Annotated in this window: 11 protein-coding genes; 6 read left to right on the forward strand and 5 right to left on the reverse strand. The window is 58.1% G+C overall.

Annotated elements, in window-relative coordinates:
- The first annotated feature begins 192 nt into the window (after positions 1-192).
- The gene (gene purT / locus ACL2XG_RS05570; RefSeq protein WP_413722648.1) at positions 193-1,371 is read left to right on the forward strand and encodes a formate-dependent phosphoribosylglycinamide formyltransferase; all 1,179 of its coding nucleotides are present in this window, start codon (positions 193-195) and stop codon (positions 1,369-1,371) included.
- Positions 1,372-1,458: 87 nt separating this feature from the next.
- On the opposite strand, the gene ACL2XG_RS05575 is transcribed toward purT, so the two are convergent.
- Together ACL2XG_RS05575 and zwf are read right to left on the reverse strand one after the other, a co-directional pair.
- Positions 1,459-2,100, reverse strand: a complete 642-nt coding sequence (locus ACL2XG_RS05575; RefSeq protein WP_410015335.1) for a bifunctional 4-hydroxy-2-oxoglutarate aldolase/2-dehydro-3-deoxy-phosphogluconate aldolase — start codon at positions 2,098-2,100, stop codon at positions 1,459-1,461.
- Positions 2,101-2,215: 115 nt separating this feature from the next.
- Positions 2,216-3,691, reverse strand: coding sequence for a glucose-6-phosphate dehydrogenase (zwf, locus tag ACL2XG_RS05580; protein ID WP_410015336.1), 1,476 nt, complete (start codon positions 3,689-3,691; stop codon positions 2,216-2,218).
- 327 nt (positions 3,692-4,018) lie between these two features.
- Between zwf and ACL2XG_RS05585 the strand changes: the two genes are divergently transcribed.
- Positions 4,019-4,888, forward strand: a complete 870-nt coding sequence (locus ACL2XG_RS05585) for a MurR/RpiR family transcriptional regulator (protein WP_410015337.1) — start codon at positions 4,019-4,021, stop codon at positions 4,886-4,888.
- A gap of 187 nt (positions 4,889-5,075) precedes the next feature.
- The gene (gene pyk / locus ACL2XG_RS05590; RefSeq protein ID WP_410015338.1) at positions 5,076-6,518 is read left to right on the forward strand and encodes a pyruvate kinase; all 1,443 of its coding nucleotides are present in this window, start codon (positions 5,076-5,078) and stop codon (positions 6,516-6,518) included.
- Positions 6,519-6,942: 424 nt separating this feature from the next.
- Here pyk and lpxM read toward each other — a convergent pair whose 3' ends face one another.
- The 3 genes from lpxM to znuA form a co-directional block, all read right to left on the reverse strand.
- The gene (gene lpxM, locus ACL2XG_RS05595) at positions 6,943-7,899 is read right to left on the reverse strand and encodes a lauroyl-Kdo(2)-lipid IV(A) myristoyltransferase (RefSeq protein ID WP_410015339.1); all 957 of its coding nucleotides are present in this window, start codon (positions 7,897-7,899) and stop codon (positions 6,943-6,945) included.
- Between the two features lie 153 nt (positions 7,900-8,052).
- Positions 8,053-9,381 (reverse strand): murein DD-endopeptidase MepM, encoded by a 1,329-nt coding sequence (gene mepM, locus ACL2XG_RS05600; protein ID WP_413722647.1) that lies wholly within the window; start codon positions 9,379-9,381, stop codon positions 8,053-8,055.
- A 12-nt stretch (positions 9,382-9,393) separates the two neighbouring features.
- A complete protein-coding gene (znuA, locus tag ACL2XG_RS05605) occupies positions 9,394-10,326 on the reverse strand; it encodes a zinc ABC transporter substrate-binding protein ZnuA (RefSeq protein ID WP_413722646.1) in 933 nt (310 codons plus the stop codon).
- Positions 10,327-10,400: 74 nt separating this feature from the next.
- Between znuA and znuC the strand changes: the two genes are divergently transcribed.
- From znuC to ACL2XG_RS05620, 3 genes are all read left to right on the forward strand, one after another.
- Positions 10,401-11,156 carry a zinc ABC transporter ATP-binding protein ZnuC gene (gene znuC / locus ACL2XG_RS05610; RefSeq protein ID WP_413722645.1) on the forward strand — a complete coding sequence of 252 codons (756 nt, stop codon included), beginning with the start codon at positions 10,401-10,403 and terminating at the stop codon, positions 11,154-11,156.
- A complete protein-coding gene (znuB, locus tag ACL2XG_RS05615) occupies positions 11,153-11,938 on the forward strand; it encodes a zinc ABC transporter permease subunit ZnuB (RefSeq protein ID WP_413722644.1) in 786 nt (261 codons plus the stop codon). The genes znuC and znuB overlap by 4 nt, the downstream gene beginning before the upstream one ends.
- Positions 11,939-12,052: 114 nt before the next feature.
- Positions 12,053-12,787: a metallophosphoesterase gene (locus ACL2XG_RS05620; protein WP_413722643.1), complete on the forward strand. Its 735-nt coding sequence runs from the start codon at positions 12,053-12,055 to the stop codon at positions 12,785-12,787.
- The last annotated feature ends 503 nt before the right edge of the window (positions 12,788-13,290 follow it).

Below are 13,290 nucleotides of genomic sequence, written 5' to 3' on the forward strand. Positions count from 1 at the left end.
TTGAATGATAATAGCCGGTTAAAATTACGTTGAGAACGGGAATTATACGAACTATAACAAAAGCCGGGCGTTTTTGGCGGCGTCCAGGCCGATTCCCACGTCCTGCTCTCCCCTCATCGTACCGGCGCTGCTGCACGCGCAATCGTTTTCGTTTATACTGCGCGCAATTTTTATCAGGTCAGGGGAAAGCGGATGTTAATCATAGGCACGGCGTTACGTCCCGGCGCCACGCGGGTCATGCTGCTGGGCAGCGGTGAACTGGGCAAAGAGGTGGCGATTGAGTGTCAACGGCTTGGCGTCGAGGTGATTGCCGTCGATCGTTATGCGAACGCCCCGGCGATGCATGTCGCCCATCGCGCGCACGTCATCAATATGCTGGACGGCGATGCGCTCAGGGCGGTGATTGAACTGGAACGGCCCGATTTTATCGTGCCGGAAATCGAAGCCATCGCCACCGACATGCTGGTAGCCCTTGAACATGAGGGCCATCATGTGGTGCCCTGCGCGCAGGCCACGCGCCTGACCATGAACCGCGAGGGCATCCGCCGCCTGGCGGCGGAAACGCTGGGCCTGCCCACTTCCGCCTACCGTTTTGCCGCCGACCGCGCCGGGCTGGACCAGGCGGTATCGGCCATCGGCTATCCTTTGATTATCAAACCGGTGATGAGTTCGTCGGGTAAAGGCCAGAGCCTGGTGCGCGACGCCGCCGGCCTGGACGCGGCCTGGGACTATGCGCAGCAAGGCGGCCGCGCCGGCGGCGGCAAGGTGATTGTCGAGGGCCTGGTCCCCTTTGATTTTGAAATTACCCTGCTTACCGTCAGCGCCGTCGATGGTATCCATTTCTGCGATCCCATCGGTCATCGCCAGGAGGACGGCGATTACCGGGAATCCTGGCAGCCGCAGCACATGAGCGCGGTGGCGTTGCAACGGGCGCGGGATATCGCACAACAGGTCGTGACCGCCCTGGGCGGCCGCGGATTGTTCGGCGTTGAGCTGTTTGTGCGCGGCGACGAGGTGATATTCAGCGAAGTGTCGCCGCGTCCGCATGATACCGGCATGGTGACCCTTATCTCCCAGGATCTGTCCGAATTCGCCCTGCATGTGCGCGCCTTCCTCGGCCTGCCCGTCGGCGCGATCCGCCAGTACGGCCCGGCGGCGTCGGCGGTTATCCTGCCGGAGCTGACCAGCAGCGACGTGCGTTTCAGCGGCCTGGAGCAGGCGCTGAAAGCGCAAACGCAGATCAGGCTGTTCGGCAAGCCGGAAATCGGCGGCAAGCGCCGCCTTGGCGTGGCCCTGGCCATGGCGCAGACGGTGGAAGAGGCGGTAAAGGATGCCAAAGCCTGTGCCGCGGCGGTCAAGGTCAGCGGCTGATGCGCCAGGCCTGAACCAAAAAAAAAGCTCCTCTTGCGAAGGAGCCCTTATTACCTGCCTGAATGGCGGGAGCGGATGCGCGCCGGCTTAAAGCTTGGCGCCGGCCACCGCTTCTTTAGCCAGTTCGGTGATGCGCGCATAATCGCCCGCTTCCAGCGCATCGTTAGGCACCAGCCAGGAACCGCCGATACACAGCACGCTTTTCAGCGCCAGGTAATCACGGTAGTTCTTCGGTGAAATGCCGCCGGTGGGGCAGAAACGCACCTGCGAGAACGGACCGGCAATCGCTTGCAGCGCCTTGACGCCGCCGTTGGCCTCGGCCGGGAAAAATTTGAACTCGCGCAGGCCGTAATCCATACCGAGCATCAGTTCGGAAACAGTGGCGATACCCGGGATCAGCGGAATGGTACCCGCGACGGCCGCTTTCAGCAAGGGTTCGGTCAGGCCAGGGCTGATGGCGAACTGCGCGCCGGCAGCGGTCACTTCCGCCAACTGCTCGACATTGGTCACGGTGCCCGCGCCGACGATGGCCTCGGGCACTTCTTTGGCGATGGCGCGGATGGCGTCCATCGCGCAGGGGGTGCGCAACGTGACTTCCAGTACGCGCACACCGCCGGCGACCAGCGCTTTGGCTAAAGGAACCGCGTGTTCCAGCTTATTGATAACGATAACGGGTACTACCGGGCCTGAGGTCAGGATAGTTTCCGCGCTTGTTTTCCAATGCTTCATGACTTGCTGTCTCCGTATGAACATCATCACCGCGTGTTTAAGGCGTGGCACGCCAAAACACCGGGCTAAAAATTACCGGCGCGGGATCAACCCGGCACCGGTGGGGAATGCGGTGTTATTCAAACTCGTTCCAGGAACGGCCGTCCCGGGTAATCATGGCCACCGAGGCCACCGGCCCCCAGGTGCCCGCCTGGTAAGGCTTGGGCGCGTCATTGTCGGACGCCCAGGCTTCCATAATGGAATCCACCCAGGTCCAGGCCTCTTCCACTTCGTCGCGGCGCACAAACAGCGCCTGGATGCCGCGCATGGTTTCCAGCAGCAGCCGTTCGTAGGCATCCGCCAGATGTTCCTGGTTAAAGGTTTCACTGAAACTCAAATCCAGCTTGGTGGTTTGCAGGCGATGCTTATGATCCAGCCCCGGCACCTTATTGAGGATTTGGATATCCATGCCCTCGTCCGGTTGCAGGCGGATGGTCAGCTTGTTCTGCGGCAATTCCTGGTAGGAGTCGCGGAACAGATTCAGCGCCGGGTTCTTGAAATACACCACCACTTCGGAACATTTGGTCGGCAAACGCTTGCCGGTGCGCAAATAGAACGGCACGCCCGCCCAGCGCCAGTTGTCGATATCCACCCGGATAGACACAAAGGTCTCGGTATGGCTGGCCTTGTTGGCGCCCTCCTCCTCCAGGTAGCCCGGCACTTTCTTGCCCTGTACAAACCCCGCGGTATACTGGCCGCGCACCGTGGTATCGCGCACATTGGTGTGATCGATAGGCCGCAGGGAACGCAATACCTTCACTTTTTCGTCGCGGATGCGATCGGTGGTCAGATCGGATGGCGGCGACATGGCGATCATGGTCAGGATCTGCAGCAGATGGCTTTGGATCATGTCGCGCATCTGGCCGGCTTTATCGAAATAGCCCCAGCGACCCTCGATGCCCACTTCTTCCGCCACGGTGATCTGGACATGGTCGATAGTCCGGTTGTCCCAATTGCTGGCGAACAGGGAATTGGCAAACCGCAGCGCCAGCAGGTTGAGCACCGTTTCTTTACCGAGATAATGGTCGATGCGGTAAACCTGGCACTCTTTGAAATATTCCGCCACCTGATCGTTAATCACGCGCGAAGAGGCCAGATCGGTACCCAGCGGTTTTTCCATCACTACCCGGCTCGGCTCTTTATTCAGGCCGGCCTGGCCCAGGCCCTGGCAGATGGCGCCAAAGGTATTGGGCGGCATGGCAAAATAGTTAATGGTCACCCGGGCCTGCTGGTCGAGTTTTTCACCCAGCCGGTTGAAGTGCTTGGTCTCGTTAACGTCAAGGTTACAGAAATCCAGGCGGCCGCTGAGCGTTTTCCAGAGCTTCTCGTCGATGGTTTCCTTCATGAAGGTTTCCAACGCTTCGCGCACCACCTTGGTATAGGCTTTCACGTCCCAGTCAGCACGGCCAACGCCGATAATGCGCGTCTCCGGATGAATGGAACCGGCTTTCTCCAGCTGATATAGCGAGGGCAGCAGTTTGCGCCGTGCCAGATCGCCTTTGGTGCCGAAAATCACCAGATCGCATGCCTGGGCTATGGATGTTACCGCCATGTTCCTCTCCTCGTACAGGATGTTTGTAATTTTATTACATTTTAAATGGTTTTATTTTGATGCCGGCCAAAAGAATGCCAAAAAAACCGCGTGTAAACGCTTTTTTTCACCATTAATCACACCATGTCCGCCATGAAAATGTAATTTATTAACAGTTTTGTCAATACATTACACTTCTGAAAGTTAGACACAGCTCATAGTCTGGCAAAAAACCTGCCGTGCCGGTCAGATTAACTGCCTTTGCACCGCGCGTCGTAGTATATTTCATCAAATCGGTAATGATTTCTCCTTTGTGTGAAATCGGTTAAACCCATGAGCTATTAACTTATGAACATGCTGGAAAAAATTAACAGCCATATGGAATTGCTGAGTAAATCCGAGCGTAAAGTGGCGGACGTGATCCTGGCCTCGCCCCAGACCGCCATCCATTCCAGCATTGCCATACTGGCCAGGATGGCCGACGTCAGCGAGCCTACCGTCAATCGTTTTTGCCGCCGCCTGGATACCAAAGGCTATCCTGATTTTAAATTACATCTCGCCCAGAGTCTGGCTAATGGTACACCTTATGTAAACCGTAATGTCGATGAGAACGACGGGGTCGATTCCTATACTGTAAAAATTTTTGAATCCACCATGGCCAGCCTGGAACAGGTTAAAACCCGTCTGGACATCAGCGCCGTCAACCGGGCGGTGGATTTGCTGACCCAGGCGAAAAAGATTTCCTTCTTCGGCCTGGGCGCGTCCGCGGCGGTCGCCCATGACGCCATGAATAAATTTTTCCGCTTTAATATTCCCATCGTGTATTCCGAGGATATCGTCATGCAGCGCATGAGCTGCATGAATTCCAGCGAAGGCGATGTCGTGGTGCTGATATCCCATACCGGCCGGACAAAAATGCTGGTGGACCTGGCGCGGCTGGCGCGGGAGAATGACGCTACCGTTATCGCCATCACCTCCGAATACTCGCCCCTGGCCCATGAAGCCACGCTAACCCTGGCCCTTGATGTGCCGGAGGATACCGATGTCTTTATGCCCATGATATCGCGTATTGCCCAATTAACCCTGATAGATGTCCTGGCCACCGGGTTTACCTTGCGCCGGGGTGCGAAATTCAGGGATAACTTGAAGCGGGTCAAGGAAGCTTTACGGGAATCGCGCTTTGATAAAGCCGATTCAGCAGCGTATAAATTTGATTAATATCGTAAGATATGAACAATAACCCCTCATGGCAGCCCAGGCTACACCGGGCCGGTTCAAAGATGGGGAACGTCTCAACACAGCCGGACTGGCGGCAACGGGCGGCGATATCCAACCGCTGCCTGATAGTACCGCCGGTTTCGATGTTTTCGCTACACCAATAATGCCCAAGTCAACGGAGTTATCCATGTCCAGACGGCTCAGAAGAACCAAGATTGTAACCACCCTGGGGCCAGCCACTGACCGCGACAATAATCTGGAAAAAATTATTGCCGCCGGCGCCAATGTGGTTCGCCTTAATTTTTCCCACGGTACGGCGGAAGATCATTTCAATCGGGCCAACAAAGTACGTGAAATCGCCGCCAAGCTGGGACGACACGTGGCCATACTCGGCGATTTGCAGGGGCCTAAGATTCGCGTATCGACGTTCAGGGAAGGCAAGGTGTTCCTGAGCGTGGGCGATAAGTTTCTCCTTGATGCCAACTTGGGCATCGGCGAAGGCGACCGGGAAAGCGTAGGCATCGATTATAAAGGCCTGCCCGGTGACGTGGTGCCCGGCGATGTCCTGCTGCTCGACGATGGCCGCGTACAGCTAAAGGTGCGTGAAGTCCAGGGCATGAAGGTCTTTACCGAGGTGACCGTCGGCGGTCCGTTGTCCAATAACAAGGGCATCAATAAAATGGGCGGCGGCCTCTCGGCGCCGGCGCTGACCGAAAAAGACAAGGCCGACATCATCACCGCCGCTAAAATCGGCGTGGATTACCTGGCGGTCTCCTTCCCGCGCACCGGCGAGGATTTGAACTATGCGCGCCGCCTGGCCCGCGACGCCGGCTGCAATGCCAAGATCGTCTCCAAGGTAGAGCGCGCCGAGGCGGTGGCAAGCGACGAGGCCATGGATGATATTATCCTCGCCTCCGACGTGGTGATGGTGGCACGCGGCGATCTGGGGGTGGAAATCGGCGATCCGGAACTGGTCGGCATCCAGAAAAAATTGATCCGGCGCGCCCGCAAGCTCAATCGCGCGGTGATTACCGCCACCCAGATGATGGAATCGATGATCACCAACCCGATGCCGACCCGCGCCGAAGTGATGGACGTGGCCAACGCGGTGCTGGACGGCACCGATGCGGTAATGCTCTCCGCCGAAACCGCGGCCGGGCAGTATCCGGCGGAAACGGTGGCGGCCATGGCGCGGGTGTGCCTGGGCGCCGAAAAAATCCCCAGTATCAATGTGTCCAAACATCGCCTGGACGTGCAGTTTGATAATATTGAAGAAGCGATTGCCATGTCCAGCATGTACGCGGCCAATCATCTCAAGGGGGTCAGCGCCATTATCACCATGACCGAATCCGGCCGCACGCCCCTGATGATGTCGCGCATCAGCTCAGGCCTGCCTATTTTTGCCCTGTCCCGGCACGAGCATACGCTCAATCTTACCGCGCTCTATCGCGGCGTCACGCCGGTATATTTTGACAGCGACGGCGACGGCGTGGCCGCGGCCACCCATGCCGCCAACCTGCTGCGGGATAAAGGCTTCCTGATGTCGGGCGATCTGGTCATCATCACCCAGGGTGATGTGATGAGCATGGTGGGCACCACCAATACCAGCCGCATCCTGCTGGTGGAGTAATACCAGCCGCCCATGGCATGCTGTGCCCGCCAACCCCGAGCTCGACGCAGACGGGTTAAGGGAGAGCGTGCCAATGGGGTCGAATCGGGCGTGGTATTTCCGCCCGACCGAGCGCCCCATGGTGCGGTAGGCCCGCCAACCCCGAACTCAACGCGGACGGGTTAAGGGAGAGCGTGCCGATGGGGTCGAATCGGGCGTGGTATTCCCGCCCGACCGAGCGCCCCATGGTGCGGTAGGCCCGCCAACCCCGAACTCAACGCGGACGGGTTAAGGGAGAGCGTGCCGATGGGGTCGAATCGGGCGTGGTATTCCCGCCCGACCGAGCGCCCCATGGTGCGGTAGGCCCGTCAACACCGCGCTTACAGCAGTCGTGTTTAAGGGAGAACGTACCTATGGGGTCTTTTTTCTTGCCTGTTCTGGGCAATTAACGCTTATAGGGATCTTTATCGCCGGGCTTGCGCGTTTTCAGCAGTTTCAGGATCCAGGTATATTGCTCCGGATTCGGCCCCACCAGGTTTTCCACTTCCTCGTTCATCCGCCGGGCAATATAGCGATCGTCCTGGCCGGCAATATCGTCCATTGGCGGACGAACATAAATATCCAGCTGGCTGGTCTTACTGTTGTACACCGGAAATAGCGGGATTACCGCCGCCCGACAGATTTTCATCAAACGGCCGATTGCCGGCAGCGTCGCTTTATAAGTGGCGAAAAAATCCACGAACTCGCTATGCTCAGGCCCATGATCCTGGTCCGGCAGGTAATACCCCCACCACCCCTGCCGCACCGAGCTGACAAAAGGCTTAACCCCGTCGTTGCGCGCATGCAGCCGCCCGCCGAAACGGCGCCGCACCCGATTCCACATATAGTCCACCAGTTCGTTGCGCTGGTTATGGAACATACCGGCGACCTTCTGCCCGCGCGCCGACATCAGCATGGCCGGCACATCCACCGCCCAGCCGTGCGGCACCAGGAAAATAATATTGCGCTGCTGCGCCGTAGCCTGCGCAATAATCTCCTCGTGGTGCCAATGAACCCGGCTTGACAACCTGTCGGGATTCCGGCAAGCCAGCTCGGCCATCAGCACCGTGGATTGCGGTACCGTGGCGAACATATCGTCAATGATTTTTTCCCGCGCCGGTTCGCTCAGCTCAGGCAGGCAGTACAGTAAATTGGCCCGGGCGCGATGGCGCGCGCCTTTGGCGAGTTTACCCACCATCCGGCCGATGCCGCCCAATACCGGATCGCGTAAACGCGGCGGGATAAAGGTCGCGCCGGCGATTAAGCCGATACCGCACCAGACGCCCCAGTAGCGCGGGTGATAGAACTCGGTTTTAAATTGCGGAATGAATTCAACGGCGGTGATCTTGTTATCGTTTTCCATGCAACTCTCTTTGCTTTCAATCGCCCTGACGGTCGAAAACCCGTGCTGTCGATTGATGAGGCGGGCTCTATGTCCCTTCTTGGCATAATGTAGCGGTAATCATAAACATAAAACGGCAGCCGATCATCTATCGGCTGCCGTTAAGATAACATATCAGTCGAATTGAAGCTGCGGCATGGCTTGCCTGACCTGCGCCAGATAGTCCAGGCGCTCTTTGCCGCTCAGGCCTTCGGTAACCGGCAGCTTGGCGGTCAGCGGATTGACCGCCTGCTGGTTGACCCAGATTTCATAATGCAGATGCGGCCCGGTGGAACGCCCGGTATTGCCGGAGAGCGCAATGCGATCGCCACGTTTCACCTTCTGGCCCGGCTTCACCAGCAATTTCTTTAAATGCATATAGCGGGTGGTATATTGGCGCCCGTGCCGTATGGCCACGTAATTGCCGGCGCCGTCGCCGTTTTTGCTGACCACCACCTCGCCGTCGCCCACCGCCAGCACCGGTGTGCCCACCGGCATGGCGAAATCCACGCCGCGGTGCGGAGCGATATGCCCGGTGACGGGATTCAGGCGCCGGGGATTGAAGTTAGAGGATACGCGGAACTGCTTCATGGTGGGAAAACGCATAAAACCGCGCGCCAGGCCGGCGCCGTCGTTGTTGTAAAATTTACCGTCCTCGGCGCGGAAGGAATAATAATCCTTGCCGCCGGTGTTGATGCGCACGGCCACCAGTTCGCTTTGCTCGCTGCGCCCGTCGAGCATTTCCCGGGAGGTCAGCACGGCGAACTTATCGCCTTTTTGCAGCTTGCGAAAATCGAGCTGCCACTGCATAGCCTTAATGACCGCGCTGACTTCGGCGTTTGACAATCCAGAGGCGCGGGCGCTGTTGACAAAGCTGCCGTTGAGCTGGCCTGTCAGCGCTATATTTTTCCACTCGCCGGCCAGATTGGCCACGCTTTGTTTAAAACCGCCGTCAATACGGTCATAGGTGCGGGTTTCCCGGCGCGACATTTCCCAGGTCAGGCGCTGCAGTTCGCCGGCGTCGTTCAGGGTCCAGGAAATTTGCTGGCCGATCTTCAGATTACGCAGATCGGGAAACTGCTGGGCCAGTTGGCCGATATCGGACATATCGATGCCATACTGCGTCAAAATACTGCCCAGGGTATCGCCGGTGGACACCACATATTCATGGACGCCCGTTTCATCCGTCACCTTCTCGTCCAGTTCATCTTCCGGCGGCACGTCGTCGTCGTTATCGGCGGCGGATTGATCGATAGGCTCGCTGGCCTCGGGGGCCAGAGTGCGGGCTGGCGCGTCGACCACCGGCGCGGGCCGGCTGACGGTGGGTTCCATAACAGGGGAATAGACGTATGGCCGCCATACCGCCACGGCCAGGGTAACCACGGTGAGCGACCCCAGCATGACGCGGTGGGGTCGGGGCAGATTATTATACGCCAGCGTGATAGAGCGAAGTATCTGCTGCACTTATTACTATCCTCATGAGTTCTTCTCCAGGCAGCTCACGTACTGGTTCGTCAATTGCAGCAGGAAGTCAATGTAGCTTGCCTTGCCCAATGCGATACCAGTCCCCAGCGGGTCGAGGGTGCCGATACGCACGCTCGTTCCCTGGGCCACAGCGTTGATAACGGCTGGCCTGAATTGTGGCTCAGCAAATATGCACACGGCCTTTTGCTCAACCAACTGTGTTCGAATATGGTGTAATGCCTGGGCGCCCGGTTGGATTTCGGGATTAACGGTGAAATACCCCAAAGGGGTCAGGCCATAGTGTTGTTCGAAATAGCCATAGGCATCGTGAAACACGAAATACCCTTCTCCGCTTACCGGCGCTAGCATTGTAGCGATATTTTTGTCATTTTTTGTCAATGCCGCGGTGAAAAACAGCAGATTCGCGTCCAATTGTGATTTTTTTTCGGGCATCAGCCGCAATAATTGGTCGTGGATGGCGAAAGCGGCCTGTTTGGCAATCTCCGGCGACATCCACAGATGCATATTATATTCGCCGTGATGGTGGTCGTCCGCGTGGGCCGAATCCGCCGGGTCGTCGTGCTCCGCACCTTTTATCAGCAGCGGGCGGACAGACGGCAGCGTGGACAGCAACAGGTTTTTGTCCGCCGGCAAGGCCGCCGCCGGCTTACTCATAAAGGCTTCCAGTTCCGGACCGACCCAGACCAGCAGGGAGGCGTTCTGGATACGTTTGATGTCGGAGGGCCGCAGCGCATAGTCATGAGGCGACGCGCCATCGGGCAACAGGACATCGGTCGGCATCACGCCGTCGCCGATGGCGGAGGCTATAAATCCCAGCGGCCTGATGGAGGCGACGATATTAGCCCAGGCCGGGGCACTGGTCGCGGCAAGCGTCAATACGCCGGCCAGCAGCAGGCGTGGGAATTTTTTACTGCGGGAATTCATAGCGATAATTCTCTTCGGCAACGGTTGGGGGTGTGATATTATAACATTTTGGCTGTTTCGCAACTGTAATTCACATGACCAATCTGGTAACGCTTGACGGTATTTCCGTCTCCTTCGGGCAAAAACACGTCTTGAGTCACATCTCTTTAACGCTGCGCGCCGGCCGTATCCTGACCTTAATGGGTCCGAACGGCGCCGGGAAATCCACGCTGGTGCGGGTAGTGCTCGGCCTGATCGCGCCCACGGCGGGCGCCTTGTCGCGTACGGCCCGGCTGCGCATCGGCTATGTGCCGCAAAAAATCCATCTTGACGTCACGCTGCCGCTGACGGTCGGCCGCTTTATGCGCCTGCGGCCCGGGGTCGGCAAAGACGATGTGCTACCCGCGCTGGCGCAGGTCCAGGCCGCTCATTTGCTGGAACAGCCGATGCAGAAATTATCCGGCGGGGAAATGCAGCGGGTGCTGCTGGCGCGCGCGCTGCTCAATAAACCGCAGTTGCTGGTGTTGGATGAACCGACCCAGGGCGTGGACGTGAGCGGCCAGGTGGCGTTATACGATTTGATCGACCAAATTCGCCACAGGTTTGGCTGCGGAGTGCTGATGGTCTCCCATGATTTGCATCTGGTCATGGCGAAGACCGACGAGGTCTTGTGCCTGAACCAGCATATTTGCTGCTCCGGCTCGCCGGAAACGGTCTCCGCCCATCCGGAATTTATCGCCATGTTCGGTTATCACGGCGTCGAACAGCTGGCCGTTTACCGGCATCACCATAATCATGCCCACGATCTGCAGGGCCAGGTGGTGCGCCGGCGTGAGGACGGCCCGTTATGATTGAACTGCTGCTGCCCGGCTGGCTGGCCGGCGTATTGCTGGCCATGGCGGCCGGTCCCCTGGGGTCGTTTGTCGTCTGGCGCAAGATGTCCTATTTTGGCGACACGCTGGCCCATGCGTCGCTGCTTGGCGTCGCCTTCGGCCTGCTGCTGAATATCAATCCTTTCTACGCCGTCATCGCCGTGACGCTGGTGCTGGCGCTGATACTGGTATGGCTTGAGCGTTATCCTCAGCTGGCCATCGACACTGTGCTGGGCATCATGGCCCACAGCGCCCTGTCACTGGGGCTGGTGGTGGTAAGCCTGATGTCGAATGTACGAGTGGACCTGATGGCCTATCTGTTCGGCGATCTGCTGTCGGTGACCCTATCGGATATTTTACTGATTGCCGCCGGCGTGGCGGTGGTGCTGATACTCCTGGCCTGGCAGTGGCGGGCGCTGCTGTCGGTGACCATCAGTCCGGAACTGGCTCATGTGGATGGGATTTCCCTGCCGCGGGTAAAACTCTTACTGATGCTGGTCACCGCCCTGACTATCGGCCTGGCGATGAAGTTTGTCGGCGCGCTGATCATCACCTCGCTGTTGATTATCCCGGCCGCCGCCGCGCGCCGTTTTTCCCGCACGCCGGAACAGATGGCGTTACTGGCGGTAGTGGCCGGCATGATTGCGGTGACCGGCGGATTGACGCTATCGGCGTGGTATGACACGCCGGCGGGGCCATCGGTGGTGTTGTGCGCGTCGGTATTGTTCGGGTTGAGCTTGTTGAGTCGGCAGAGGGTGTAGCGCCAACCAACGGCTGATTAATAGCAAATAGGTGCCAGCGGCGGCGGCAATCAAACAACCCATACGGTAAACTGAGCGTTGTCCATGGATGTTGCTTAACGATAGGAGATACGCGTGATTATCGCCCAGGTAACAGACATTCATGCGGCCCAGGACAATGATAACCTGTCCCGGCTTGACCGCGCCCTTGCATGGCTGGACTTGATCAAACCCGACGGTTTGGTCCTCACTGGCGACCTGGTTGATGATGACTGGATCGACGGCTACACCGCGATTGCCGCCCGTCTGGGTAATCGGGCCTATCCTGCATTTATCCTGCCGGGTAATTCCGATAACCGCACCTCGATGCGGGCCATTTTCGGCTGTGCTTACTGGGCCGACGATGCTGTTGGCGCACTGCATTTTGTGGCGGATATCGAGGGTGTTCGCCTTATCGGCCTTGACTCAACGGCTAAGGGAACGTCAGCGGGAAGCGTGGATGAACATCTTCCCTGGTTGGAAAAAACGCTATTATCTGAGGGGCCGGCAACGTCAATGTTGTTTTTGCACCATCATGTATTTGCGAGCGGCATCCCGCCTATGGATCAAATCATGTGCCACGGGTCGGTGGCATTGGGTGAGTTTTTGCGAAGACAACCGCGACGCCCCGTCGCGATAGCGACAGGTCATGTTCATCGACCTGTCGCGGGTACACTGGCGGGAATACCCGCCTATATCTGCGGATCCATTTGTCCCGCAAATCCTATGTGGTTTGGCGCGAAAACCGTCCCACCGGCTAACGACCCGCCCGCGCTCATGATCCATCGCTGGGTAAACGGTACCCTGGTTAGCCATCATATTTCCGTTTGAGTCCGTGAATTGGGTGCGTCTGCTTTCATTTTGCGTGCTCACGCCCATAGCCGATTCCATGCGATATGCGTCATTCTCCTTATAAAGCAGCCGGTTATAGGACTGAGAGCAGAAGTCAGCACGCAGCATAAAATTGCTTATTAAGCCGTTGCTTAGTCGTTGATATTGATTTTGCTTCTGACCTTGAACGTGCTTTTGACCTTAGACCGGCATCAAGCGCGCTGACGGCACGGTGCACGACCGGACGAGCCGCAGGGATGCGGCGAGAGCTAAGGCCCGCGCCGGGAGCGCGTGCCTTGTGGTCCAAAGGGCGTGAACCGGGACGGAAGGCACCGCGCAACGGCGCGCGACCTGCCGGAAGCCCGGGGGTCGAGGGGGCCGGGGCGACTGCCGGCCCATCGTCGATTGCCCGCACGGGGCAATATATAACACCGCGACGTGTGGCAAGCGAAACTTTCCTCACTGTCGAAAAAGCATGTGCCCCACACGGCAAGAGAAACTCA

The organism is Sodalis sp. RH24 (genome assembly GCF_047324145.1).
Classification (GTDB): Bacteria; Pseudomonadota; Gammaproteobacteria; order Enterobacterales; family Enterobacteriaceae; genus Acerihabitans.